The sequence below is a fragment of the Pseudomonas sp. NPDC098740 genome, assembly GCF_044760065.1.
GTDB classification, from domain to species: domain Bacteria; phylum Pseudomonadota; class Gammaproteobacteria; order Pseudomonadales; family Pseudomonadaceae; genus Aquipseudomonas; species Aquipseudomonas rossensis.
Window position 1 is genome coordinate 145,139 of the sequence record NZ_JBIWAM010000007.1, and the last position, 26,054, is coordinate 171,192.

Genomic DNA, 26,054 nt, shown 5'->3' on the forward strand with positions numbered 1-26,054 from the left:
ACGGTGTCGTGGCTCGATTCTCGTAGGGGTACGGAGTGGCGGCAAGGACGATTTGTCGCAATGGCCGCAATACCTATGAACAGGTCGTTTTCGGCTAACTTGCGCAGGAGGAGAGTGGGCACACTGGGATCAGCTGGCTTCACGAAGGTTTGGTCACCCTCGCGCAACGGCTCCTCAACAGTACCCACCTCTGCCCCGATCCTGTCACGGCTTGATCGGGGTTTTTTTTGCCTGTGAATCAGGTGTGGAAGTGTTGATTGGACTGACGCCATCGCGAGCAAGCTCGCTCCCACATTGGAACTGTGTCGTACACAAATACTGTGTCCGCTGCAGATCCCTGTGGGAGCGAGCTTGCTCGCGATGAACGATGACGCGGTTTAACGCTGCAGCACGAGAATGCGCGACAACAATTCATCACGGTCGACATAGCAACCCTGAAAATGCCGGGCGCCGGTGGCGGGGTCGAAGGCGTTGCGGGCGTGGAGGGTGCGGCGGTTGTCGAAACACCACATTTCGCCGGCATTTAACCGCGTCATCACGCGGAATCGCGTTTCCCGGGTCATCGCAATAAAGCGGCGGTAGGCGTGATAGAGAGCGGGCATCTGCTCGACCGACGCATCGAACGGACCACGCAGAAAATTCGCCATGCGGATTTCCGAAACCTGCCCAAAGGCATCCAGCGCGATGATCGGCGCGAGACAGCGGTAGTCGCTGTGGCGGTCTTTGTTGCGGAATTCCACAGGGATTTCGCAGAGGCTTTTAAACGCCTCGGGATCTTCCTGACGCAAGGCTTCGGCAATGGCAAAACCGTCGACGAAAATACTCTCGCCACCCTCGGCGTCATTCACCAGGCAATGCAGAAATTGCAGCCCCGGTTGTAACTCCCGGGTTGGCAGGTCGCTGTGCAGCGGCAGGTTGAAAGCGGTGTAAGCATTGCTGTCGGCATCGGCCTTGGATTGCACGTTGAACAGCACGCCAAAATTGCTCTCGCGGATGAAGGAAATCCGCTGGGCAATCAGCTTCAACGAGCCCGGCTCGGTGGGCATTCCGCGGACCCGAGTCAGGCCGGTATCGCGCACGGCCAGCAGCCATTGCAGCAAGGCGTCGTTGTCGTTCATCAACGCCTGGTATTCGAACACCGGCAGCGTCAGGTGGCTGTTCCAGAGCTGGCTTATTGGCTTGGATGCCCGGCGTTCGGCGCGGGACTCATCGTCGTAGGCGTGGGCCCGTAACCAGCCAGGATCGAAGCGGCTGAGATGGCCGTCCTGCCAATCGACACGCAGGCAGCCTTCGGCATCAATGCTGACGTCCGAGGGCTTCAGGTTTTCGGCGACGTCGACGATTTCCAGCACTTGCTCGCGGGTCACGGTGTAGACGCACAGCGGGCACGGACAGTTGTCCCGCAGCCACTGATGATGAAAGGGGCTGACACGGTCATCGGCCCACTTCACTTGAATTCGGTCCGCCAGGGTGTGTACGGCGGTCAACGCGCTGATCAACGGGTAGATACGGAAGTCGGCAAAAGCGGCGGCGGTGTTCAATGGCGATCTCCTTGTTATTTTTTAGGGGGTAACGCGATCACTCGGCCAATGTAGTCGGGGGCGGGAAGGTCGGTTTGCTCGGCGACGAGGGCTTGCAGCTTGCTCAAGGTGTCTTCGCTGAACGGTGCGGAGCGCGGCCCGGCAAGATCGACGTGCAGCAACATTTGCTCGTTGCCCGCCAATTCCTTCTCATCCCCCGCCAGATGCAGGCTGTGATAGAGGTGCAGGCGTTTGCTGTCGTGGCCGATGATTTGGGTGTGCACTTCGACGTCGGCGTCGAGCTTCACTTCGTGCAGGTAATTGAGGTGCAGTTCGAGGGTAAACAGCGAATTGCCGCTGGCTTCGCGGTTGCTGCTGTCCATGCCCAGACGATCCATCAGCGCGTCGGTGGCGTAGCTGAAGATGAGCAGGTAGAAGGCATCGCGCAGGTGGCCGTTGTAATCGACCCAGTCGGGGATGATTTTGGTTTGGTAGGTGGTTAGGGTGGGCATGGTGAGTGATCCAGCGTTGGTGGTGTCTGGGCTGTCGCTATCGCGGGCAAGCCCGCTCCCACAGTGATTTGAGGTGGATATACAATCTATGCCACTCAGTAGATCCCTGTGGGAGCGGGCTTGCCCGCGATGAGGCCAGACCTGCTGGCCCCTGACTTGGTTTATTCGCTAAACGCCATGCCATGTTTGGCCTTGGTGGTCTTCACCGCCTCCAGCACCGCCAGCAAGCAATCATCACGATAGCGCTCCAGCGCCGAAATGCTGTGTGTGCCCAACTGATCACTGGTGCCATCCACTACATCATCGATCAACTTGTCCGTCAGCTCCGGCGCCGGCAGATACGTCCACGGCAACTGCAACGCCGGCCCGAATTGCGCCATGAAGTGCCGCATGCCCGCATCGCCACCCGCCAGGGTGTACGTCAAGAACGTGCCCATGAACGACCAGCGCAGGCCCGCACCAAAGCGGATCGCATCATCGATTTCACCGGTGGTCGCCACACCGTCGTTAACCAGGTGCAGCGCCTCACGCCACAGCGCTTCGAGCAAGCGGTCGGCGATAAAACCGGGTACTTCCTTGCGCACATGCAGCGGACGCATGCCCAGGGATTCATAGACTTTCATTGCCGCTTGAACGGCTTGCGGGGCGGTGTTTTTGCCGCCAACCACTTCCACCAGCGGCAGCAGATAAACCGGGTTGAACGGGTGCCCGACGACGCAGCGTTCCGGGTGCGTCGAACTCTCGTAGAACTCGCTCGGCAACAGGCCGGAAGTACTGGAACCGATCAAGGCATTGGGTTTGGCCGCTGCGCTGATTTTGGCGTGTAGTTCCAGTTTCAGGTCCAGACGCTCAGGGGCGCTTTCCTGAATGAAATCCGCGTCGCGAACGCATTCTTCAATGGTTGCGACAAAGCGCAGCCGATCCTGCGATGCACCCGGCGCAAGGCCCTGTTTCTCCAAAGCACCCCAGGCATTGGCGACGCGTTTGCGCAGCGCGGCTTCGGCACCGGGCGCCGGGTCCCAGGCCACCACGTCGAGGCCGTGGGCGAGGGCGCGAGACACCCAACCGCTGCCGATGACACCGCTGCCCAGGGCGGCGAAGGTTTTGATTTCGGTGATAAAAGTCATGGCAATTCCAGAATTTGAAAAGGTCGATTAACCGCGCTTGGTCAGGCCCATTTTTGCCCGGCCTTCCGCCGGCGTCAGAACACGGGCGCCGAGACGGCTGAGGATTTCCGAGGCGCGTTCGACCAGTTGGCCGTTGGTCGCCAGTACGCCCTTGTCCAGCCAGATGTTGTCTTCCAGGCCGACCCGCACGTTGCCGCCAAGCAGCACCGCTTGCGCAGCCATCGGCATTTGCATGCGACCGATGCCGAAACCGGCCCAGACCGCATTGGCAGGCAGGTTGTCGACCATGGCCTTCATGGTGGTGGTGTCGGCCGGCGCGCCCCACGGGATGCCCAGGCAAAGTTGGAACAGCGGGTCATCGAGCAACCCTTCCTTGATCATCTGCTTGGCGAACCACAGGTGACCAGTGTCGAAAATTTCCAGCTCGGCTTTCACGCCCAGCTCTTGAATTCGCTTCGCGCCGGAACGGAGTTGCGCCGGGGTGGACACGTAAATGGTGTCCCCGTCGCCAAAGTTCAGGGTGCCGCAATCGAGGGTGCAGATTTCCGGTAGCAGCTCTTCAACGTGGGCCAGACGGGTCAGCGGACCGACCAGGTCGGTGTTCGGGCCGAACTCCATCGGGTTCTCGCCCGCGCCGATTTCCAGGTCGCCACCCATGCCAGCGGTGAGGTTGACGATGATGTCGACGTCCGCCTCGCGGATGCGCTCCATCACTTCGCGATACAGCGCTACATCACGGCTGAATTTGCCGGTTTCGGGGTTACGCACGTGGCAGTGGACCACGGTGGCGCCGGCCTTGGCGGCTTCCACGGCGGCCGCGGCGATTTGTTTCGGGGTGACCGGCACGTGTGGGCTCTTGCTGGTCGTGTCGCCAGCACCGGTGAGTGCGCAGGTGATGATGACGTCGTGGTTCATGAGGCGGGTTCCTTGCAGGCGTGATGATTCCGTTCGCAGCCCGGTCGGGCTGCGAGTCGGTGGTTCAATCGGGTTTATTTGGTCGTCAGTTGCAGGTTTTCAGCAGCGGGTTTGCCATCGAAGGTGGTCACGCCTTCGAGCCAGCGTTGCTTGTCTTGCGGGTGATCTTTCAGCCATTGCTTGGCCGACTCGAAGGCGTCCTTGTGATCCAGCAATGGCTGCATCATCCGGCTCTCGTCTTCGGCGGTGTAGGTCAGGTTGCTCAGCAAACGACCGATGTTCGGGCACTGCTGCGCGTAATTCGGCGAGGTGACGGTCCAGACCGTGGCCATGCCTTCGTTCGGGCCCAGGGCGTCTTCGCTGCCGGTGAGGTACGTCATCTTCACGTTGACGTTCATCGGATGCGGCGCCCAGCCGAAGAACACCACGGCCTCTTTGCGTCGCACGGCGCGATCCACCGCCGCGAGCATGCCAGCCTCACTGGACTCGACCAACTGGAACTTGCCGAGGCCAAACTGGTTCTTGGCGATCATCGCCTTGATCTGGGTGTTGGCGCCCGAACCTGGCTCGATGCCGTAGATCTTGCCGCCCAATTCTTTCTCGAACTTGGCGATGTCGGCGAAGGTTTTCAGGCCCTTGTCGGCGAGGTAAGTCGGTACGGCGAGGGTGGCACGGGCGTCTTTCAGGCTTGGCGCCTCAAGCACCTTGACCTGATTGGCCGCGACGAACGGCGTGATGGTCTGGGTCATCAGCGGGTTCCAGTAGCCCAGGAACAAGTCCAGGCGCTGGTCGCGGATCCCGGCGAAGATGATTTGCTGGGAAGCGCTGGTTTGTTTGGTGTTGTAGCCGAGGCCATCGAGCAGGACTTGGGTCATGGCACTGGTGGCGATCACGTCGGTCCAGTTCACAACGCCCATGCGCACGTTCTGGCATGAAGCAGGTTCGGCCGCCATGACGCTGGCGCTCAAGAAAGCGGTACCGCTGAGTGCAAGAACACAGCTGCTGATCAGTCGTTTCATGTCGGGTTCCTCGGCAGGTCGTTATTGTGGGTCCGGTCGTCTTCGTGCGCCGGTGATGCCAAGTTACGCAGCTCAAGCCCTGCTGAAACGCACTGCGGCGACCAGCTCTTGCACTGCAGCGACCTGCGCTCTTGAATGCCGCCGGCAAGTGGCGTATCAACGTCCACACGCTTCCCGCCTTCTCGCTACCTGCCATCGAGTGCGCTCCATGTCCCAGGATTTCTACTTCTTGTTGATGCCGGGTTTCTCGGCCATCGGTTTCATCTCGGCCATCGAGCCGTTGCGGGTCGCCAATCGCTTTCGTGGCGAGCTTTACCGCTGGCATGTGCTCAGTGCGGACGGCGGGGCGGTGCTGGCCAGCAACGGCATGTCGGTCAACGCCGATGCGGCGCTGGAACCGCTGAAGAAAGGCGCAACGCTATTGGTGGTCGCCGGCTTCGAACCCCTGAAATTCGCAACCCCGGCGCTGGAACACTGGTTGCGCCGTCTGGACAACGAAGGCGTGACCCTCGGTGCCATCGACACCGGCAGTTTCGTCCTCGCCGAAGCCGGCCTGCTCGACGGCCATCGCCTGACCCTGCACTGGGAAGCCATCGACGCGTTCAAGGAGTCCTATCCACAGCTCAGCGTCACTCAGGAGCTGTTCGAGATCGACCGCCGGCGCATTACCTCCGCCGGCGGCACCGCTTCCATCGACCTGATGCTCGACCTCATCAGCCAGGCCCACGGCCCGGAACTGGCGATCCAGGTCAGCGAGCAATTTGTGCTCGGCCGCATCCGCCCACGCAAAGACCACCAGCGCATGGAAGTCGCCACGCGTTATGGCATCAGCAACAAGAAACTGGTGCAGGTGATCGGTGAGATGGAGCAGCACAGCGAACCACCGTTGAGCACATTGGCGTTAGCCGAATCGATCAAGGTGACGCGGCGGCAGTTGGAGCGATTGTTTCGCCTGCACCTGAACGACACGCCGAGCAATTTCTACCTGCGCTTACGGCTGGAGAAAGCGCGGCAGTTGCTGCGGCAGACGGACATGAGCGTGCTGGAGGTGAGTATTGCCTGCGGGTTTGAATCACCGTCGTATTTCACCCGTAGTTATCGGGCGCGTTTTGCGCGGTGCCCGCGGGAAGATCGCCGCACCGCCCAAGCATGAATGAGTTATTTTTTCATCAGCGCCGAGCACGCTGCTTTGTAAGCCTCATGCTGATACTTGTTCAGTGTGCCCGGCAGTTCAAAGTTGAACTTCTTGTTCTGCGCGTTGATGGTCTGTGGCGACAGCAGCGTGACCTCGCAATTTTCCAGCATCTGGAAAACACCCTCGATCTTGAACGTGGTCGGCCCACCGGCGAACTCACCTTTCTTGCTGCGCTTCTTGATCGCGATCCGGTCGATGGAGTTCTCGCGCACAAACGACGCCACCTGAGCGGCAAAAACTTTGACGTTCGGCGCTTCGTCGTCATCGTCGAGGGCGATTTTCTTGGTGGCTAAAGCGACGTGGCTCAGCGCCTGACCGTCGAGAGAGGCCACGGCAATGATTGCTTCGCTGCCTTTGATTTCGATGCCGCAGATTTTCATTTGAGTCCCTTTCCTCGTTAGTGGAGTGCAGCTTACAGCTCGAGTTGATTGGCTTTGATGCCAAAAGCTGCGGCGATTTTTTCACGAGTGGCCTTGCGCGGCTTGGCGACAGTCTCCTGCTGGGCGAAGGCCGGTTGGGAGATACCCATGCGTTTGGCCACTTCATCCTGAGTAAGGTTCAGATGTTCGCGCCAGGCGCGAATTGGTGTTGCGCCGTCGACGATACGGCTGACCACCTCATGAGGGATCAGGTCGGGCTCGATTTTATGCGCCACGTATTGCGCGTATGGGATAACCACGAAGGCGGGGTTTCCGTCAGCGTCATTAATAATTTGAATGTCAGTAGGTGCGCTCATCGCGTTTTTTGACCTCTTGAATACTGATCACTTTAATTGCGCCATCCCAGTCGAACATGATCCGATAATTGCCGACTCGCAGACGGTAGGCGTAATCATGACCAACCAGTGCTTTGACGTTGCCCACATCAGGCATGTCAGCCAGCACCGTGACGGCATCACGAACCTGGATCTGATGAGCGGAATGCAATTTCAGAAGCTGCTTAACGGCCTTTCGAGTCCAGTGGATGCTGTTCATAGGAGAATATAAGTCTTTTATAAGATTTGCTAATCTTTACTTATATTTTACAGGTCGCAAACAAACGAAACGTGTCGGCATGTTGCCCGACTGAAACGGTCGTTTAGTGAGCTAAAGGGCGGTTGTAGGCGTGATGAAAACTGCTTGTGGGAAAGGTCATTTCTTGCGGTTAGAAAGCTGGCGACAGCACCAGCTTCCGACGGACGATAAGGTTCACTCCTGCCCAATCGACTCCAAAAACTCCGACCGCTCATCACTCATTCGCGCCACGCAATCATTCTGCGCGATGGTGAATGCCTTGCTACCGGTCGTCGCCGGAAACGCCTCAACCGCGCAATCCGCATCACGCGTCTTCAGCCATTGCTGTTGCGCCGCCTTGAGCTTGGCGGTGATGTCGGTCAGTTGCGCAGGGTTTTTGCCGTAGAGCGTCTGCATGCGCTCGGTCAGGCTTTTGTAGTTTTCGCTCAGCAGGTCTTCGGCGGTGGTTCTGCCGTAGACCGAGCATTCCAGGGTCTGGACCTCGTTTTCGACTTTGTCGCAGGGATTGTCGTCGGACTCTTCCGCCGCGTGTACGCCGGTGGCTATCAGTGCTAACGCCAGGAAGATCGATTTCATTACGTCGCCGCCCCTTATTCAGTGAAATATCCAGTAATGGAGCGAATTCTGGCCCATGCGCAAGCCCTTGAACAGGTGGCCCATGACGTCCGGCGACGACCCTTTGTCGCGGATTGACGCTTTCGGCAAACCCCCTGTCGTTTTTGCACCCGGCTGCCCCCTCCCTCAGGCATATGCTGGCCCCAAAGCGCCGACACACGATTCGGCGCATGAATCGCTAATAGGGGACAGCCTGATGAGCCCAGCCGAATTGCACGCCGACAGCATCGTTATCGACGGGCTGATTATTGCCAAGTGGAACCGTGAGCTGTTCGAAGACATGCGCAAGGGCGGTCTGACCGCGGCCAACTGCACCGTGTCGGTGTGGGAGGGCTTCCAGGCCACCGTCAACAATATCGCCGCCAGCCAGAAGCTGATCCGCGAGAACAGCGACCTGGTGATTCCAGTGCGCACCACCGCCGATATTCGCAAGGCCAAGGAGCAGGGCAAAACCGGCATCCTCTTCGGCTTCCAGAATGCTCACGCCTTTGAAGACCAGATCGGCTACGTCGAGGTTTTCAAGCAGCTCGGCGTCGGTATCGTGCAGATGTGCTACAACACCCAAAACCTGGTCGGTACCGGCTGCTACGAGCGCGATGGCGGCCTGTCGGGTTTCGGTCGTGAAATCGTCGCCGAGATGAACCGCGTCGGGGTCATGTGCGACCTGTCCCACGTGGGTTCCAAGACTTCCGAAGAAGTCATCCTCGAATCGAAGAAACCGGTTTGCTACTCCCACTGCCTGCCGTCGGGTCTGAAAATTCACCCGCGCAACAAGTCCGATGAAGAACTGAAGTTCATCGCCGACCACGGCGGTTTCGTCGGCGTGACCATGTTCGCGCCGTTCCTGGCCAAGGGCATCGATTCGACCATCGACGATTACGCCGAAGCCATCGAATACACCATGAACATCGTCGGCGAAGACGCCATCGGCATCGGCACCGACTTCACCCAGGGCCATGGCCAGGACTTCTTCGAGTACCTGACCCATGACAAGGGCTACGCCCGCCGTCTGACCAGCTTCGGCAAGATCATCAACCCGCTGGGCATCCGCACCGTCGGCGAGTTCCCGAACCTGACCGAAACCCTGCTCAAGCGCAGCCATTCCGAGCGCGTGGTCCGCAAGATCATGGGCGAGAACTGGGTCAACGTCCTCAAGGACGTCTGGGGCGAGTAACCCCACTTTGAACAACGATCCCTTGTAGCAGCTGCCGAGGTACGAGGCTGCGTCGGGCTGCGAAGCGGCCCCCGAGGGCGGTCCTACGGACACGCAACGCAGCCTCGTACCTCGGCAGCTGCTACGCAAAACACACAACGAATTTTTCTGGAGTTAAGTTTCCATGGCCAAGATCGCCCCGCAATTGCCAATCGAAGTCGACAGCGAAACCGGTGTCTGGACCTCCGACGCCCTGCCAATGCTGTACGTACCGCGTCACTTCTTTGTCAACAACCACATGGGCATCGAGGAAGTGCTGGGCGCCGACGCCTACGCCGAAATCCTCTACAAGGCCGGCTACAAATCCGCCTGGCACTGGTGTGAGAAAGAAGCTGAATGCCACGGCCTGGAAGGCGTTGCGGTGTTCGAGCACTACATGAAGCGTCTGTCGCAGCGCGGCTGGGGCCTGTTCAAGATCCAGGACATCGACCTCGACAAAGGCACTGCCAGCGTCAAGCTTGAACACTCGGCGTTCGTCTACGTGTACGGCAAGGTCGGTCGCAAGGTCGACTACATGTTCACTGGCTGGTTTGCCGGTGCCATGGACCAGATTCTGCAAGCCCGCGGCAGCAAGATCCGCACCGTTGCCGAACAGGTTTACGGTGGCTCCGAAGAAGGCCACGACGACGGCCTGTTCACCGTCAAGCCGTTGTAAGTCGAGGAACCCGCCATGGCTTTCGAAGCAATGTTCCAGCCGATCCAGATCGGCAAACTGACCATCCGCAACCGCGTGCTCAGCACCGCGCACGCCGAGGTCTATGCCACCGACGGCGGCATGACCACCGACCGGTACGTCAAGTATTACGAAGAGAAAGCCAAGGGCGGGATCGGCCTGGCGATTTGCGGCGGTTCCTCCAGTGTGGCCATCGACAGCCCGCAAGGCTGGTGGAAGTCGGTCAACCTGGCCGACGACCGGATCATTCCGCACTTCCAGAACCTGGCCGATGCCATGCACAAGCATGGCGCCAAGATCATGATCCAGATTACCCACATGGGCCGTCGTTCCCGTTGGGACGGCGAGCATTGGCCAACCCTGCTGTCGCCGTCGGGCATCCGTGAGCCGGTGCACCGTGCGACCTGCAAAACCATCGAGCCTGAAGAAATCTGGCGGGTAATCGGCAACTACGCCACTGCGGCTGGCCGCGCCAAGGCCGGTGGCCTGGACGGCGTCGAATTGTCCGCCGTGCACCAACACATGATCGACCAGTTCTGGAGTCCGCGGGTCAACAAACGCACCGACGAGTGGGGCGGCAGTTTCGAGAACCGCATGCGTTTCGGCCTGGAAGTGATCAAGGCTGTGCGGGCTGAAGTCGGCCCGGATTTCTGCGTCGGCATTCGTCTGTGCGGTGACGAATTCCACCCGGACGGCTTGTCCCACGAGGACATGAAGCAGATCGCCAAGTACTACGATGACACCGGCATGATCGACTTCATCGGCGTGGTGGGTTCGGGTTGCGACACCCATAACACCCTGGCCAACGTTATCCCGAACATGAGTTATCCACCGGAGCCGTTCCTGCACCTGGCTGCCGGTATCAAAGAAGTGGTCAAGGCCCCTGTTTTGCACGCGCAGAACATCAAGGACCCGAACCAGGCGACCCGTATTCTGGAAGGCGGCTACGTGGATATGGTCGGTATGACCCGCGCTCACATCGCCGACCCGCACCTGATCGCCAAGATCAAAATGGGCCAGGTCGACCAGATCAGGCAATGCGTCGGCGCCAACTACTGCATCGACCGTCAATATCAGGGTCTGGACGTGTTGTGCATCCAGAACGCTGCGACCTCCCGTGAATACATGGGCGTGCCGCACATCATCGAGAAGTCGACCGGTGTGAAGCGCAAGGTAGTCGTCGTCGGTGCCGGTCCTGCCGGGATGGAAGCCGCGCGAGTGTCGGCCGAACGTGGCCACGACGTGACCCTGTTCGAGAAGAAAGAATTCATCGGTGGCCAGATCACCACCGCCTCGAAAGCCCCGCAACGGGACCAGATTGCCGGTATTACGCGCTGGTTCCAGCTTGAGCTGGCGCGTTTGAAAGTCGACCTGCGCCTCGGCGTGGCGGCCGATGCGGCAACCATTCTCGACCTGCGTCCGGACGTGGTGGTACTCGCCGTCGGCGGCCATCCATTCCTGGAGCAGAACGAGCACTGGGGCGCGGCTGAAGGCCTGGTGGTCAGCAGCTGGGACATCCTCGATGGCAAGGTTGCACCGGGCAAGAACGTGCTGGTCTACGACACCATTTGCGAATTCACCGGGATGTCGACGGCCGACTTCCTCGCCGACAAGGGCAGCCAGGTCGAGATCGTCACCGACGACATCAAACCGGGCGTGGCGATTGGCGGCACCTCGTTCCCGACGTACTACCGCAGCATGTACCCCAAAGAAGTGATCATGACCGGGGACATGATGCTGGAGAAGGTCTACCGCGAAGGCGACAAGCTGGTGGCGGTGCTTGAAAACGAATACACCGGCGCCAAAGAGGAGCGGGTGGTGGACCAGGTGGTCGTCGAAAACGGTGTGCGTCCGGACGAAGAAATCTACTACGCCCTGAAGGAAGCGTCGCGCAACAAGGGCCAGATGGACATCGACGCCTTGTTCGCGATCAAACCGCAGCCATCGTTGAGCCAATCGGGAGACGGCTACTTGCTGTTCCGCATCGGCGACTGCGTGGCGCAGCGCAACACCCACGCGGCGATCTACGACGCGCTGCGGTTGTGCAAGGATTTCTAAGCCAGCCTAACCCCCTGTAGGAGCTGCCGCAGGCTGCGATCTTTTGACGTTGTTTTTTAAGATCCAGATCAAAAGATCGCAGCCTGCGGCAGCTCCTACGCCGACCGCGTTTCTCCAAGATGTACTGGTGGGAGCTTCACCATGTTGAACACCCTTCTTCCAATCCTGTTGTTCGCTGCCCTGGGCCTTGCGGTTCTGGGCGCGTTACGGCGGGTGGCTATGTGGCGCCGGGGCCGAGCCTCCAAGGTCGACCTGATCGGCGGCCTGTTCGCCATGCCCAAGCGCTACATGGTCGACTTGCACCACGTGGTAGCGCGGGACAAATACATCGCCAACACCCACGTCGCGACTGCGGGTGGGGCGGTGGCGTCCATCGTGCTGGCGATTTTGGTGCACGGCTTTGGCCTGCATAACCGCATCCTCGGCTATGCACTGCTGCTGATGTCGGCGGTGATGTTCGTTGGCGCGATTTTCATGTACTTGCGCCGTCGCAATCCCCCGGCGCGCTTGTCCAAAGGCCCGTGGATGCGTCTGCCGAAAAGCCTGTTGGCGTTCTCGGCGAGCTTCTTCCTGTTGACCCTGCCGGTCGCCGGCATCCTCCCGGAAAACTTCGGCGGTTGGGTGGTGGCTGCGATCCTCGGCGTCGGTGTGCTGTGGGGCGTTAGCGAACTGTTCTTCGGCATGACCTGGGGCGGGCCGATGAAGCACGCCTTCGCCGGTGCCTTGCATTTGGCCTGGCACCGTCGCGCCGAACGCTTTGGTGGCGGCCGTTCCACCGGTTTGAAACCGCTGGACCTGAACGATCCAAACGCGCCACTGGGCGTGGAAAAACCCAAGGATTTCACCTGGAACCAACTGCTCGGCTTCGACGCCTGCGTGCAGTGCGGTAAGTGCGAAGCTGCGTGCCCGGCATTCGCCGCCGGCCAGCCGCTGAACCCGAAAAAACTGATTCAGGACATGGTCGTCGGCCTTGCCGGTGGCACTGATGCCAAATTCGCCGGCAGCCCGTATCCAGGCAAGGCAATCGGTGAACACGCCGGTAATCCGCATCAACCGATCGTCAACGGTCTGGTAGACGCTGAAACCTTGTGGTCCTGCACCACCTGCCGCGCCTGCGTCGAGGAGTGCCCGATGATGATCGAGCACGTCGACGCCATCGTCGACATGCGCCGCCATCTGACCCTGGAAAAAGGCGCGACCCCGAACAAGGGCGCAGAAGTCCTGGAAAACCTGATTGCCACCGACAACCCAGGCGGCTTCGCCCCGGGCGGGCGGATGAACTGGGCGGCGGATTTGAACCTCAATCTGATGAGCGAGAAGAAGTCGGTCGACGTGCTGTTCTGGGTCGGCGACGGTGCCTTCGACATGCGCAACCAGCGCACCTTGCGCGCCTTCGTCAAAGTACTGAAAGCGGCCAAGGTCGACTTCGCGGTATTGGGTCTCGAAGAGCGCGACAGCGGTGACGTGGCCCGACGTCTGGGCGACGAAGCCACCTTCCAGTTGTTGGCCAAACGCAACATCCAGACCCTGGCCAAATACAGCTTCAACCGCATCGTTACCTGCGACCCGCACAGCTTCCACGTGCTGAAAAACGAGTACGGCGCCTTCGACGGCAACTACCTCGTGCAGCACCACAGCACCTACATGGCGGAAATCATCGGCGCTGGCGCCCTGAACCTCGGCCAGCACAAAGGCAGCAGCGTGACGTATCACGATCCGTGCTACCTCGGCCGCTACAACGGCGAATACGAGGCGCCGCGTGAAGTGCTGCGCGCCCTGGGTATCGAGATCAAGGAAATGCAACGCTCCGGTTTCCGCTCGCGCTGCTGCGGCGGTGGCGGCGGTGCGCCGATCACCGACATCCCGGGCAAGCAACGGATCCCCGACATGCGCATGGAAGACATCCGCGAAACCGGCGCCGAGTTGGTGGCTGTGGGTTGTCCACAATGCACTGCGATGCTCGAAGGCGTGGTCGAACCGAGACCGTTGATCAAGGACATCGCCGAACTGGTGGCGGACGCGTTGCTCGAAGACGCTGCCCCGAGCAAGCCGACCAAACCGGCCCAACGTGAACCTGCGGAGGCCCACTGATGAGCGACATAATCCGCCGCGACCCACGCGCCGAATGGATCGCCCGCAACCGCCTGCACCCGCTGCACGCGGCCATGCAACCGGCGCAGCACAGCTGGATGGGGCCTAACGGCGTCATCCGCAAGAATCCCCATGGCATCGGTTTTATCGGTCCCAACGGGATCAAACGAATCGATCGCAGCGGCGCTCAACAGGGCGGGGCGAGCAAACGCGCGGCCGCGGTTGAAGTCCAATTGCCGCTGCATCAAGTGCCTGCACCTGCGTTTTACATCAGCGTGGTGCCGGACATGGTCGGCGGCCGCTTGAGCAGCCACGACCGCGACTTGCTGGGTCTGGCTCACCAGTTGGCCGGCAAGGACGGCGCGGTATTGGCCGTGGTCTTCGGTGAACATAAAGAAAACGCCTTCGCCACCGCTGGCGTTGATCGCTTGCTGGTGCTGGAAGGCGACGAATTCAGCGGTTATGCACCGGAACAACGGGTCCAGGGCCTGCGGGCTGTGGATAACCAGTTCAACCCTCGTCACTGGCTGCTGCCGGACAGCCGCAGCGGCGGCGGTGAATTGGGTCGACGCTTTGCCGCAGCACTGGGCGAACGCCCGGCCACGCGGGTCTGGCAGGTCAAGGATCAGGAGTGCATCGGCCGCGCCGGTGCGGGTTTGCAAGACCTAGCGCGCCCGGTCGCTCGCTTGATTCTGGCCGCCGTCGAATGCGCAGAACCGGTCAGTGAAACCCGTCACGAAGCCTTGCCGGTGGAGTTATCCACAACGGTGGCGCGCAGTCTCTCGCGCATCGAGGATTTGGGCGCAGTGGCAGTGGACCCGGCGGCGATTCCGATGGCCGAAGCCGAATTCATCTTCTCCGGCGGCAACGGGGTCAAGGACTGGGGACTTTTCCACAGGACGGCCGAAGCGTTGGGCGCTACCGAAGGCGCGTCCCGTGTGGCAGTGGACGATGGCTTCATGGCGCGCGACCGTCAGGTCGGTGCGTCCGGCACCTGGGTTACCGCAAGGGTTTACGTGGCGGTGGGGATTTCCGGGGCGATCCAGCACCTGCAAGGCATCGGTGCCTGCGACAAGGTGGTGGCGATCAACCTCGACCCAGGCTGCGACATGATCAAACGGGCCGACCTGTCGGTGATCGGTGAGAGCGCCGAGATTCTTCAAGCCTTGATCGATGCGGTAGAGGCTTACCGCAATGAAGCCAAGCGCGATGCGGCTTAAGGAAAGGAAAGGGTTATGAGCACGAAAATCATCAGCCTGGTGTCCATTGGTGCCCACCCGACCTCCGGTCGGCCGCGCCGCGCCGAGCAGGATGCGCGGGCGGTGGAACTGGGCCTGCAACTGGCTGGGGATAACCTGCAAGTGCTGCATGCCGGCGATGTTGCGGAACCAGCGCTGCGTGCCTATCTGGGTATGGGCCTGGAACAGTTGCACGTGCTTGAACAACCTTCAGGCGCCGATGCGCTGCCGGCATTGACCGCGTATTTGCGTGACGCCGGGGCTCAGGTCGTGCTGACCGGTAGCCAGGCGGAAACCGGTGAAGGCTCGGGCATGTTGCCGTTCCTGCTGGCGGAAAGTCTTGGCTGGCCGCTGGTAGTCGGGCTGGCTCAAGTTGAATCCATCGATGGTAATTCAGCACTGGTGCTGCAAGCTTTGCCGCGAGGTCAGCGCCGTCGCCTGAAAGTGCGACTGCCGTTTCTCGCGACTGTGGATAACGCCGCGCCGAAGCCTCGGCAGAGTGCCTACGGCCCGGCCCGACGCGGGGTGTTGCAGGCGGATGAAGTCGAAGTGATCGACGATGAACTGCTGGCGGTCGCCACGCTGCAACCGGCCAAGCCACGGCCTAAACGCTTGAAGGTGATCAAGGCCAAGAGCGGCGCGGACCGAATGAAAGCTGCGACGGCCAAGGCCAGTGGCGGTGGCGGGCAGGTGCTAAAAGGGTTGAGTGCCGAGGCGGGCGCCGAGGCGATTCTCAAGTTATTGATCGAAGAAGGCGTGGTCCGCTAGCGCAAATCCGCTCTTTGTAGGAGCTGCCGCAGGCTGCGATCTTTTGATCCTAAAGCTCCAGATCAAAAGATCGCAGCCTGCGGCAGCTCCTACAGAGGGCAGGGCCGTTTTCGTCGGATCGCCGCCCGGAGCAAGCCCGCTCCCACAAGGAAAAATCATGACCGTTGAGTTTCGTTCGGCCCTGCGTGCGGATGCGCGGGAGATTGCTCGTTTGTTTCAGATTTCATCAGAAGGTGCTGCGGATTACATCTGGAGCCAACTGGCGCAACCCGGTCAGGATTTACTGGACGTGGGCGCCAGTCGGTATGCCCGTGAAGACGTGGATTTTTCCTGGCAGAACTGCCTCATTGCCGAGGTACAGGGAAAGGTCATTGGCATGATGCACAGCTACGTGATGCGTCACGATCCGCTGGCGGCTCCCGTGACCGATCCGGTCCTGGCGCCGTACGCCAGGATGGAAATCCCCGATACCCTCTATATTTCCAGCCTGGCGCTGCATGAAGGCTGGCGAAACCAGGGCCTGGGCAAGCAATTCCTCGCCTACGCTTACGACCGTGCCAACCAGCTGGGGCTCAATGGCTTGAGCCTGATCGACTATGCCGTGAACACCGGTGCCCGTCGGTTTTATGAGCGACATGGGTTTCGTATCGTTGACACCTGCCAGATCACTCCCCATCCGATGATTCGGGTCACGGGTGAGGCCTATCTGATGTATCGGCCCTAGTGAGCTACATTTCTCTATGAGCTGCTCAGGGTTGCCACAGCGCTAGTTCACAAGGTGTTTGTCAGCGACCGGGACTTTGAGTTGAATCTGGATATCGACTCAGGCCTATCGTGTTTCAACAGGACCTGATCGTGGTTACCCACAATCCCTGTTAGCGCTTCTGTGGATAACATGTTCGCCCTTCGCTACACCCCATACAAATCAAGCCCTGCAACCCTTCGTACAAAAAACAACCAGCCTAACTCGCGGTTTTTTCGGGCTTTTTCCAGAGGATAACTTTGTACGCGAGCCAATACTTGCCCCCAATCTCTGTTAGCGCATCTGTGGATAAGATGTTCGCTGTCCTCTACAGGCCATATAAAACGGGCTTATCAGGCGACTGATCAAAAAACGACCAAATCATCGTTTTAAGCTGATAAACCTCGCGCAAACCCCGATTTATTGCGGCTTCCAACGGTTTTCCACAGATATGCTCAAGTTGCCCCCAAAGTCTGTTGGCGCTTCTGTGGATAAGGTGTTCGCCATCCTCTGCAAGCCACGTATAACGTGCCTTACAAGCTTTAGATCAAAAAACAACCAATCGTTGTTCAAAACCCTGCTTCTGGATAAGTCACGGATTTTCTTCAGTTTCTGTGGAGAAAATTTGCGCGGTAAACCGAGTTGTCCCCATTTGCTGTGGGCGAAGGTGTGGATAACTTGTTCGCGAACCTCTACAGCCCCATGCCAGTGGCAGCTCTAAAGCGATTGATCAAAATTCGAACAATAAAAAACCGCGAAACATGTTCGCGGTTTTTTGTCTCAGCGAATCGGTCAGCCCTGAACCGGAACCCCTTTGAGGTAAGGCGCAGGTTCCGCGCCCAGGTTGTTCAGCAAACGCTCGCTGTACCAGTCCACGAAGTTCACCACGCCAAACTCATAGGTCTTGGAGTAAGGGCCTGGCTGGTAAGCCGTGGAGTTGATGCCGCGCTGGTTCTCTTCGGCCAGGCGACGGTCCTGGTCGTTGGTCGCATCCCAGACCTTTCGCATGCGTTCCACGTCGTAATCCACGCCTTCGACTGCATCCTTGTGCACGATCCACTTGGTGGTGACCATGGTTTCCTGGGCGCTGATCGGCCACACGGTGAACACGATGATGTGGTCGCCCATGCAGTGGTTCCAGGAGTGCGGCAAGTGCAGAATGCGCATCGAGCCCAGGTCTGGGTTTTTGATCCGGCCCATGAGTTTGGCGCAGCCCTGTTTGCCGTCCAGGGTCATCGACACGGTGCCTTTGAGCAGCGGCATGCGCACGATACGGTTACGCAGGCCGAAGCTGGCGTGGGCGTACGGAATCTTCTCGGCTTCCCAGGCTGCGGCGGAGGCAGCAACGTGGTCCTTGAAGGCCTGGTCGGCACGCGGGTCGGTGACGTCGTCCCATTCCAGCAGGGTTTTCAGCAGTTCCGGGTGCGACGCATTGCAGTGGTAGCACTCGCGGTTGTTTTCCAGCACCAGTTTCCAGTTGGCTTTTTCGAACAAGGTGGTCTGGATCGCCACCTTGGTGTTCTCCATGTCGTACGGTTCCATGTAATGGTTCAGCGTCGACAGGAAGTCATCAATGGCTGGCGGATTTTCCGACAGGCTGATGAAGATGTAGCCGCCAGCGGTCTTCACGTTCACCGGTTTGAGGCCGTACTGCTTCATGTCGAAGTCGGCGCCCATTTCGGTACCGGCGAACAGCAGGCGGCCGTCCAGTTCGTACGTCCACTGGTGGTAGTGGCAGACCAGTTTGGCGACCTTGCCTTTTTCGCTGGTGCACAGCCGTGAACCACGGTGGCGGCAAACGTTGTGGAACGCGTGAATCACGCCTTCGGCGCCGCGAATCACGATGATCGGGTTCTTGCCGACTTGCAGGGTCAGGTAGTTGCCCTTGGTCGGGATTTCGCAGGCCATGCCGGCGATCAACCACTCTTTCTGGAAGATTTCCTGCATGTCGATATCAAACAGCCGCTCGTCAGAGTAAAACGGCTGCGGCAGCGAGAAAGTGCGCTCGCGCTCTTGCAGCATCTGCGCGGTGGCCTTGCGTGCGGGTTCCAGCGGATCGCCCAGGCTGATTTTTGCGGTGACGTCCATCGATTTGATCCTCAAGGCCATTCTGTGTGGCCGGCGAAAGTGGCTGATACGGTTACATCGCAAGGCGTAAAGAAACTGTAGTTGTGTGGAGCGAGTGTGGGGCCGGCGCACGCCAGAACCTTATCCATGGGCGACATGGCCCAATCTGTTCCCGACGCGCAACCCCCGGTAGATGCGGGCTGGTCGCGATAAGTATGTGAATGTCGCAGATAGGTAAATGGGTGGTTCGCTCGTTACGCAGAATCGCCAACATAAGGCCGACCATCGGCGGTGGAGAACAGCATGTCCAACAGCTTCCTGAATCCGGTAACCACCCAGACCTGGGCCAATGGTCGACACATCGTCCGTTGCGTCAAAGTCATCCAGGAAACCTGGGATGTGCGCACCTTCTGCTTTATGGCTGACCAGCCGATTTTGTTCTTCTTTAAACCGGGGCAGTTTGTCACCCTGGAGCTGGAGATCGAAGGCGTGCCGATCATGCGCTCCTACACCATTTCCAGCTCGCCATCGGTGCCGTACAGCTTTTCGGTGACGATCAAGCGCGTACCGGGCGGCAAGGTTTCGAACTGGCTGCACGACACCCTGCATGAAGGCCAGGAGCTGGCCGTGCACGGGCCGGTCGGGTTGTTCAACGCCATGGACTTCACCGCGCCGAAGGTGCTGTACCTCAGCGGCGGCGTGGGCATCACGCCGGTCATGTCGATGGCGCGCTGGTTCTACGACACCAACGGCAACGTCGATATGGTGTTTATCCACAGCGCCCGTTCGCCGAAAGACATCATTTACCACCGCGAACTGGAACATATGGCGTCGCGGATCGATAACTTCAGCCTGCACCTGATCTGCGAGAAACATGGTCTGGGCGAGCCGTGGGCCGGTTATCGCGGTTACCTGAACCACAAGATGCTCGAATTGATGGCGCCGGACTTCCTTGAACGGGAAGTTTTCTGCTGTGGCCCCACGCCGTACATGAATGCGGTCAAGCGCATGCTCGAGGCGGTCGGCTTCGACATGTCGCGTTATCACGAGGAATCCTTCGGCGCGACGCCACCGGAAGCCCGTGCTGATGCGGTGGAGCAAGCCGAAATCGCCGCAGACGCACCGGACATCGATGTGGCGGACCTGCACCAGGTGGAATTCACCGCGTCCGGGAAAAGCATTCGTGTGGCGCCGGGGGAAACCGTTCACGCCGCCGCTGCCAAGCTGGGTCTGTTGATTCCGAAGGCCTGCGGGATGGGGATTTGCGGGACGTGTAAGGTGATGAAGCTGGGTGGCGAGGTCGAAATGGAACACAACGGCGGGATTACCGAAGAAGACGAGGCGGAAGGGTTCATTCTTTCGTGCTGCAGCGTGCCGAAGGGCGACGTGCGCATCGAGTTCTAATGGTTGCGGAATAACCCTGTAGGAGCTGTCGAGTGAAACGAGGCTGCGATCTTTTGATTTCAACGATCAAGATCAAAAGATCGCAGCCTCGTTTCACTCGACAGCTCCTACATGGGTTGTGGATATCTCAATCGATAAACAGGTCCGGCATCAGCTTGTCACTGGTGTCGGGGGCGAACCGATAGTGTTCGAACTCGGCTATGCCGTTCTCCCGAAGTATTTCCTCATCAATCAGCAACCGCCCAGTAATGCTGCGACCGCTGCTGCTCAGAATCACATGGGCGGCATCGGCCATGATCGCGGGCGTACGCGCATGCTTGAACGACTCGCGTGACCCCAGCTGAAACTCGATCGCTGCGGTCGCAATCATCGTCTGCGGCCACAACGAATTGACGCTGATGCCATAGGCCGAAAACTCCTCGCTCATGCCCAATGTCAGCATGCTCATGCCGTATTTGGTCACCGTGTAAGGGCTGTATTGGGCAAACCATTTGCTCGCCAGATTCAGTGGCGGGGAAAGGCTGAGGATATGTCCTCCGCTTTTCTTCAGATAGGGCAGGGCGGCCTGGCTGCACAGGAGCACGGCGCGTGTGTTGATCTGATGCATCAGGTCGAAGCGCTTGAGTTCGATGTGTTGAACCCCGGTCAGCTTGATCGCGCCGGCATTGTTGATCAGCGCATCAATCCCGCCAAAATGCTCGTTGGCCTTGGCCAGAGCCTCACGCACCGCGACTTCATCACGCACATCCACCTGCAAGGCCAACGCCTTGCCGCCCGCGGCTTCGACTTCCTTGGCCACGCTGAAAATCGTGCCCGGCAACTTGGGGTGCGGCTCGGCGCTTTTCGCGGCAATCACAATGTTGGCCCCATCCCGCGCAGCCCGCAGCGCGATCTCACGACCAATCCCGCGGCTCGCGCCGGTAATGAACAGGGTTTTGCCTTTCAATGACATGCGTGCGCTCCTGATTGTTGTTGTCTGAGCGGAGGCTCGACAAACAATGTAGACCATGTCTTTCAGGGCAAACGATCTGGGGCAGCAGGACTGTTGGACTGTTGGACTGTAGGAGCTGTCGAGTGAAACGAGGCTGCGATCTTTTGATCTTAAAAAACCAACATCAAAAGATCGCAGCCTCGTTTCACTCGACAGCTCCTACCAGCTCCTGCAGTCCTACAGGGGGGGGCTTAGCGGGACATGACTTCGCGAATATCCGTCGCCAATTCCCGCACGCGTTCTTCTTCGGTGTCCCACGAGCACATGAAGCGTGCGCCGCCGTTGCCGATGAAGGTGTAGAAGCGCCAGCCCTTGGCGGTCAGTGCGGCGATCGCCGGTTCCGAGAGTTGCAGGAACACGCCGTTGGCCTGCACCGGGAACATAAGTTCCACGCCAGGAATATCGCTCACCAGTTCTGCCAACAGCTGCGCACAGTGGTTGGCGTGGCGGGCGTATTTGAGCCAGGCGTCGTTTTCCAGAATCCCGACCCACGGTGCCGACAGGAAACGCATCTTTGACGCAAGCTGCCCGGCCTGTTTGCAGCGGTAGTCGAAGTCTTCAGCCAGCTTGTGGTTGAAGAACAGAATCGCTTCCCCCACCGCCATGCCGTTTTTCGTGCCGCCGAAGCACAACACGTCGACACCGGCCTTCCAGGTCAGGTCGGCCGGCGAGCAGCCAAGGAAAGCGCAGGCGTTGGAGAAGCGCGCGCCGTCCATGTGCAGGTTCAGGCCCAGTTCTTTGCACGTGGCGCTGATGGCGCGGATTTCTTCCGGGGTGTAGACGCTGCCGACTTCGGTGGCCTGGGTCAGGGTGACTACGCGCGGTTTCGGGTAGTGGATGTCCTGGCGCTTGAGCGCAATTTCGCGGATCGATTCCGGGGTCAGCTTGCCGTTTTCGGTGCGGGCGACGAGAAGCTTGGAACCGTTGGAAAAGAATTCAGGTGCGCCGCATTCGTCGGTTTCGACGTGGGCGGTTTCCGAGCAGATCACGCTGTGGTAACTCTGGCACAGCGACGACAGGGCCAGGGAGTTGGCCGCGGTGCCGTTGAAGGCGAAGAATACTTCGCAGTCGGTTTCGAACAGTTTGCGGAAATCGTCGGACGCGCGAGCGGTCCATTCGTCGTCGCCATAGGCGCGTTGGTGGCCGTGGTTGGCCTGTTCCATGGCAGCCCAGGCTTCAGGGCAGATACCGGAATAGTTGTCGCTGGCGAATTGTTGGCTCTTATCGGTCATGGCCGGCTTCCGTGGTCGAGACTCTTATGGTGAAGGGCGTCGTGGTCAATGATGGTGCGCACTTTACCGAAGATCGTCCGGGGAGCACACGCGATGATGCTGTCAGAAAAATACAAAGACGACGGGCAATTATGCACATGACGCAAAGGGATGGGGCACTGGATCTGCTCAAGTGGCTGGCGCTGCTCTGCATGGTGCTCGATCACCTGCGATATGTCGGTTATTCCGTCGATATTCTGTATGTGCCGGGGCGGTTGGCGTTCCCGTGGTTCTGTTTGGCGATGGCCGCAAACCTGGCGCGGGCCCGCGCGGTGACGACCGACGGCCAGTGGCGTTATCTGGGGTGGTTGCTGCTGTTTAGCGCCATCAGCGAAATGCCCTACCGGATGTACATTCCTGATCCCGGCACCTTGAACGTGCTGCCCACGTTGGTGCTGGGATTACTGGTGGCCCGTGGCTGGCAGGACCGAACCCTGCCAGCGCGACTGTTGGCGGCAGGCGCCTTGCTGCTGGCGGCGCTGTTCCCGGAACGCCTGATGTTCGGCTTCTTCGGTGTGTTGTTGCCACTGGCGATGTTGCTGGTGATCAAGCGTCCCTGGTACTTCAGCCTGTTGCCGGGATTGGTCTGTCTGGCAGCCAATCAGTGGACAGTGCTGTATTCCTCCGCGCGGTTCGGCAACAGTGCAGCCATCTTCGGCATCGCCACTTGTCTGATTGCGCCATTGCTGGGGCTGTTGTTGTTGCGATACGCCCGAGGCGTCCAGCCACCGCCGATGCGGCGTTGGGCTTATGGCTTGTATCCACTGCATTTTCTACTGCTGTTACTTGTCCGTCAGATCACCGCCTGACCCTGTGGGAGCGGGCTTGCCCGCGATAGCGGTGGGTCAGCTGACATCAATGTTGGATGTGATGCCGCCATCGCGGGCAAGCCCGCTCCCACAGGGTTCTCTGCTGAATTGGAGAGTGTGTTCGGCATGCCATTTCCCGCCATGTCGTAAACGCACCTTTGCGTGGCGTCCGTAGGCATTTGGCCTGTCTGCGCCGGTCATACCATCGCATCCAAAGGGCACTGCCGAAAGGTACGTGCCTCACCGAGACGAATGGCGCACCGCCGCCGCTGGGAGAGACGCGATGTTCAGCAAGCAAGACCAGATCCAGGGTTACGACGATGCACTGCTGGCGGCGATGAATGCCGAGGAGCAACGCCAGGAAGATCACATCGAGCTGATCGCGTCAGAGAACTACACCAGCAAACGCGTCATGGAAGCGCAAGGCAGTGGCCTGACCAACAAATACGCCGAAGGCTATCCGGGCAAGCGCTACTACGGCGGCTGCGAGCACGTCGATAAAGTTGAAGCGCTGGCCATCGAACGCGCCAAGCAGCTGTTCGGTGCCGACTACGCCAACGTGCAGCCGCACTCCGGCAGCCAGGCCAACGCTGCGGTATTCCTTGCGCTGCTGCAGGCAGGCGACACCGTGCTGGGCATGAGCCTGGCCCACGGCGGTCACTTGACCCACGGCGCTAAAGTCAGCTTCTCCGGCAAGCTCTATAACGCTGTGCAGTACGGCATCGACACCGCCACCGGCCTGATCGATTACGACGAAGTCGAGCGCATGGCGGTCGAGCACAAGCCAAAAATGATCATCGCCGGGTTCTCTGCTTACTCGAAGACCCTGGACTTCCCGCGCTTCCGTCAGATCGCTGACAAAGTCGGCGCTTACCTGTTTGTCGACATGGCTCACGTAGCCGGTCTGGTCGCTGCCGGTCTGTACCCGAATCCGCTGCCGTACGCCGACGTGGTCACCACCACCACCCACAAAACCCTGCGGGGTCCACGTGGTGGCCTGATCCTGGCCAAGGCCAACGAAGAGCTGGAAAAGAAATTCAACGCTGCCGTATTCCCCGGTGGTCAGGGCGGCCCGTTGATGCACGTGATCGCCGGTAAGGCGGTGTGCTTCAAGGAAGCGCTGGAGCCCGGTTTCAAGGCTTACCAACAGCAAGTGATCGACAACGCCCAGGCCATGGCCGGCGTATTTATCAAACGCGGCTACGATGTAGTGTCCGGCGGTACCGACAACCACCTGTTCCTGGTCAGCCTGATCCGTCAGGGCCTCACCGGCAAAGAGGCGGATGCAGCACTCGGTCGCGCCCACATCACCGTGAACAAGAACGCTGTCCCGAACGATCCACAGTCGCCGTTCGTGACCTCCGGCCTGCGCATTGGCACCCCGGCGGTGACCACACGCGGCTTCAAGGTTACCCAGTGCGTCACGCTTGCCGGCTGGATCTGCGACATCCTCGACAACCTCGGCGACGCCGACGTAGAGGCCAATGTTGCGCAGCAAGTTTCAGCCCTGTGCGCGGACTTCCCGGTTTATCGCTGAGCGCGGTTTTGGAGTAAATGACTATGCAACGCTACTCGGGCTTCGGCCTCTTCAAACACTCCCTCAGCCATCACGAAAACTGGCAGAAGATGTGGCGCACGCCGACCCCTAAAAAGGTCTATGACGTGGTCATCGTCGGCGGTGGCGGGCATGGTCTGGCGACCGCTTACTACCTGGCCAAAGAGCACGGCATCACTAACGTGGCCGTGGTCGAGAAAGGCTGGCTGGGCGGCGGTAACACCGCGCGCAACACCACCATCGTTCGCTCCAACTACCTGTGGGACGAGTCGGCGCACCTGTACGAACACGCGATGAAACTGTGGGAAGGCCTGTCCCAGGACCTGAACTACAACGTGATGTTCTCCCAGCGTGGCGTTTACAACCTGTGCCACACCCTGCAAGACATTCGTGATTCCGAGCGTCGGGTCAGCGCCAACCGCCTCAACGGCGTGGACGGCGAACTGCTCGATGCCAAACAAGTGGCCGACGAGATTCCGTACCTCGACTGCTCCAAGAACACTCGCTACCCGGTGATGGGCGCTACCGTCCAGCGTCGCGGCGGCGTGGCCCGTCACGATGCCGTGGCGTGGGGCTTTGCCCGTGCCGCCGACGCACTGGGCGTGGACCTGATTCAACAGACCGAAGTGATCGGTTTCCGCAAGGAAAACGGCGTGTGCATCGGTGTTGAAACCAACAAAGGCTTCATCGGCGCCAAACGCGTCGGTGTAGTGACCGCCGGTAACTCGGGGCACATGGCCAAACTCGCCGGTTTCCGCCTGCCGATCGAATCCCACCCGCTGCAAGCGCTGGTGTCCGAGCCGATCAAACCGATTATCGACAGCGTGATCATGTCCAACGCCGTACACGGTTACATCAGCCAGTCCGACAAGGGCGACCTGGTGATCGGCGCCGGTATCGATGGCTACAACGGCTACGGCCAACGTGGTTCGTACCCGGTGATCGAGCACACCATTCAGGCCATCGTCGAGATGTTCCCTGTCTTGTCCCGCGTACGCATGAACCGTCAGTGGGGCGGCATCGTCGACACCACGCCGGACGCATGCCCGATCATCTCGAAAACCCCGGTGCCGAACATGTTCTTCAACTGCGGTTGGGGCACCGGTGGCTTCAAGGCAACACCTGGCTCGGGCAACGTGTTTGCCGCGAGTCTGGCCAAGGGTGAAATGCACCCATTGGCTGCACCTTTCTCCATCGACCGTTTCCACAACGGTGCGTTGATCGACGAACACGGCGCTGCTGCGGTTGCCCACTAACA

24 protein-coding genes are annotated in these 26,054 nt (G+C 59.7%); 12 read left to right on the forward strand and 12 right to left on the reverse strand.

The genetic code is table 11. From position 1 onward, the window contains the following. Nucleotides 1-377 precede the first annotated feature (377 nt). From ACIQU2_RS11345 to ACIQU2_RS11365, 5 genes are all read right to left on the reverse strand, one after another. The gene (locus tag ACIQU2_RS11345) at nt 378-1,541 is read right to left on the reverse strand and encodes a gamma-butyrobetaine dioxygenase (protein ID WP_403140564.1); all 1,164 of its coding nucleotides are present in this window, start codon (nt 1,539-1,541) and stop codon (nt 378-380) included. Between the two features lie 14 nt (nt 1,542-1,555). Continuing rightward, on the reverse strand, nt 1,556-2,032 hold the full coding sequence (locus tag ACIQU2_RS11350; protein ID WP_403140567.1) for a thioesterase family protein: 477 nt from the start codon (nt 2,030-2,032) through the stop codon (nt 1,556-1,558). Between the two features lie 161 nt (nt 2,033-2,193). Beyond that, nucleotides 2,194-3,159, reverse strand: a complete 966-nt coding sequence (locus ACIQU2_RS11355; RefSeq protein ID WP_403140570.1) for an L-carnitine dehydrogenase — start codon at nt 3,157-3,159, stop codon at nt 2,194-2,196. Nucleotides 3,160-3,186: 27 nt separating this feature from the next. After that, the gene (locus ACIQU2_RS11360; protein WP_046045300.1) at nt 3,187-4,074 is read right to left on the reverse strand and encodes a 3-keto-5-aminohexanoate cleavage protein; all 888 of its coding nucleotides are present in this window, start codon (nt 4,072-4,074) and stop codon (nt 3,187-3,189) included. Nucleotides 4,075-4,148: 74 nt separating this feature from the next. Then, complete coding sequence (locus ACIQU2_RS11365; RefSeq protein WP_403140574.1) at nt 4,149-5,093, reverse strand: choline ABC transporter substrate-binding protein; 945 nt, start codon at nt 5,091-5,093, stop codon at nt 4,149-4,151. Nucleotides 5,094-5,301: 208 nt separating this feature from the next. Here ACIQU2_RS11365 and ACIQU2_RS11370 point away from each other — a divergent pair, with 208 nt between their 5' ends. Further along, on the forward strand, nt 5,302-6,246 hold the full coding sequence (locus ACIQU2_RS11370) for a GlxA family transcriptional regulator (protein ID WP_403140579.1): 945 nt from the start codon (nt 5,302-5,304) through the stop codon (nt 6,244-6,246). A gap of 5 nt (nt 6,247-6,251) precedes the next feature. Here the strand turns inward: ACIQU2_RS11370 and ACIQU2_RS11375 are convergent, their stop codons facing one another. The 4 genes from ACIQU2_RS11375 to ACIQU2_RS11390 form a co-directional block, all read right to left on the reverse strand. After that, nucleotides 6,252-6,668: a DUF3010 family protein gene (locus ACIQU2_RS11375; RefSeq protein WP_403140582.1), complete on the reverse strand. Its 417-nt coding sequence runs from the start codon at nt 6,666-6,668 to the stop codon at nt 6,252-6,254. Nucleotides 6,669-6,700: 32 nt separating this feature from the next. Continuing rightward, on the reverse strand, nt 6,701-7,024 hold the full coding sequence (locus ACIQU2_RS11380) for a helix-turn-helix domain-containing protein (protein WP_403140584.1): 324 nt from the start codon (nt 7,022-7,024) through the stop codon (nt 6,701-6,703). Further along, nucleotides 7,008-7,262, reverse strand: a complete 255-nt coding sequence (locus ACIQU2_RS11385; protein WP_403140586.1) for a type II toxin-antitoxin system RelE/ParE family toxin — start codon at nt 7,260-7,262, stop codon at nt 7,008-7,010. Before ACIQU2_RS11385 ends, ACIQU2_RS11380 begins: the two co-directional genes overlap by 17 nt. Before the next feature lie 213 nt (nt 7,263-7,475). Continuing rightward, nucleotides 7,476-7,877 carry a lysozyme inhibitor LprI family protein gene (locus tag ACIQU2_RS11390; RefSeq protein ID WP_347802040.1) on the reverse strand — a complete coding sequence of 134 codons (402 nt, stop codon included), beginning with the start codon at nt 7,875-7,877 and terminating at the stop codon, nt 7,476-7,478. A gap of 235 nt (nt 7,878-8,112) precedes the next feature. Between ACIQU2_RS11390 and ACIQU2_RS11395 the strand changes: the two genes are divergently transcribed. The 7 genes from ACIQU2_RS11395 to ACIQU2_RS11425 all read left to right on the forward strand — a co-directional run bounded on the left by ACIQU2_RS11395 (nt 8,113) and on the right by ACIQU2_RS11425 (nt 16,681). After that, a complete protein-coding gene (locus ACIQU2_RS11395; protein ID WP_403140589.1) occupies nt 8,113-9,090 on the forward strand; it encodes a dipeptidase in 978 nt (325 codons plus the stop codon). Between the two features lie 163 nt (nt 9,091-9,253). Beyond that, nucleotides 9,254-9,784, forward strand: a complete 531-nt coding sequence (locus tag ACIQU2_RS11400) for a DUF5943 domain-containing protein (RefSeq protein WP_008033249.1) — start codon at nt 9,254-9,256, stop codon at nt 9,782-9,784. 15 nt (nt 9,785-9,799) lie between these two features. Continuing rightward, nucleotides 9,800-11,860: a dimethylglycine demethylation protein DgcA gene (gene dgcA / locus ACIQU2_RS11405; protein ID WP_347802039.1), complete on the forward strand. Its 2,061-nt coding sequence runs from the start codon at nt 9,800-9,802 to the stop codon at nt 11,858-11,860. 141 nt (nt 11,861-12,001) lie between these two features. Continuing rightward, entirely contained in the window at nt 12,002-13,951 is a 1,950-nt protein-coding gene (dgcB, locus tag ACIQU2_RS11410; protein ID WP_347802038.1) for a dimethylglycine demethylation protein DgcB, read from the forward strand. Beyond that, the gene (locus ACIQU2_RS11415; RefSeq protein WP_403140591.1) at nt 13,951-15,171 is read left to right on the forward strand and encodes an electron transfer flavoprotein subunit alpha/FixB family protein; all 1,221 of its coding nucleotides are present in this window, start codon (nt 13,951-13,953) and stop codon (nt 15,169-15,171) included. The genes dgcB and ACIQU2_RS11415 overlap by 1 nt, the downstream gene beginning before the upstream one ends. A gap of 15 nt (nt 15,172-15,186) precedes the next feature. After that, complete coding sequence (locus ACIQU2_RS11420; RefSeq protein ID WP_123368597.1) at nt 15,187-15,957, forward strand: electron transfer flavoprotein subunit beta; 771 nt, start codon at nt 15,187-15,189, stop codon at nt 15,955-15,957. A gap of 157 nt (nt 15,958-16,114) precedes the next feature. Next, the gene (locus ACIQU2_RS11425; protein WP_403140595.1) at nt 16,115-16,681 is read left to right on the forward strand and encodes a GNAT family N-acetyltransferase; all 567 of its coding nucleotides are present in this window, start codon (nt 16,115-16,117) and stop codon (nt 16,679-16,681) included. 810 nt (nt 16,682-17,491) lie between these two features. Here ACIQU2_RS11425 and gbcA read toward each other — a convergent pair. Further along, nucleotides 17,492-18,787 carry a glycine-betaine demethylase subunit GbcA gene (gene gbcA, locus ACIQU2_RS11430; RefSeq protein ID WP_347802035.1) on the reverse strand — a complete coding sequence of 432 codons (1,296 nt, stop codon included), beginning with the start codon at nt 18,785-18,787 and terminating at the stop codon, nt 17,492-17,494. A gap of 282 nt (nt 18,788-19,069) precedes the next feature. Between gbcA and gbcB the strand changes: the two genes are divergently transcribed. Then, entirely contained in the window at nt 19,070-20,170 is a 1,101-nt protein-coding gene (gene gbcB, locus ACIQU2_RS11435) for a glycine-betaine demethylase subunit GbcB (RefSeq protein WP_347802034.1), read from the forward strand. 127 nt (nt 20,171-20,297) lie between these two features. Here the strand turns inward: gbcB and ACIQU2_RS11440 are convergent, their stop codons facing one another. Next, nucleotides 20,298-21,122: an NAD(P)-dependent oxidoreductase gene (locus ACIQU2_RS11440; RefSeq protein ID WP_347802033.1), complete on the reverse strand. Its 825-nt coding sequence runs from the start codon at nt 21,120-21,122 to the stop codon at nt 20,298-20,300. A 230-nt stretch (nt 21,123-21,352) separates the two neighbouring features. Then, on the reverse strand, nt 21,353-22,393 hold the full coding sequence (locus tag ACIQU2_RS11445; RefSeq protein WP_347802032.1) for a low specificity L-threonine aldolase: 1,041 nt from the start codon (nt 22,391-22,393) through the stop codon (nt 21,353-21,355). Between the two features lie 131 nt (nt 22,394-22,524). Between ACIQU2_RS11445 and ACIQU2_RS11450 the strand changes: the two genes are divergently transcribed. The 3 genes from ACIQU2_RS11450 to ACIQU2_RS11460 all read left to right on the forward strand — a co-directional run bounded on the left by ACIQU2_RS11450 (nt 22,525) and on the right by ACIQU2_RS11460 (nt 26,052). Next, entirely contained in the window at nt 22,525-23,241 is a 717-nt protein-coding gene (locus ACIQU2_RS11450) for a TraX family protein (RefSeq protein ID WP_403140600.1), read from the forward strand. A 283-nt stretch (nt 23,242-23,524) separates the two neighbouring features. After that, nucleotides 23,525-24,778, forward strand: coding sequence for a serine hydroxymethyltransferase (gene glyA, locus ACIQU2_RS11455; protein WP_347802030.1), 1,254 nt, complete (start codon nt 23,525-23,527; stop codon nt 24,776-24,778). 23 nt (nt 24,779-24,801) lie between these two features. Continuing rightward, entirely contained in the window at nt 24,802-26,052 is a 1,251-nt protein-coding gene (locus ACIQU2_RS11460; protein ID WP_007947735.1) for a sarcosine oxidase subunit beta, read from the forward strand. Nucleotides 26,053-26,054 lie beyond the last annotated feature (2 nt).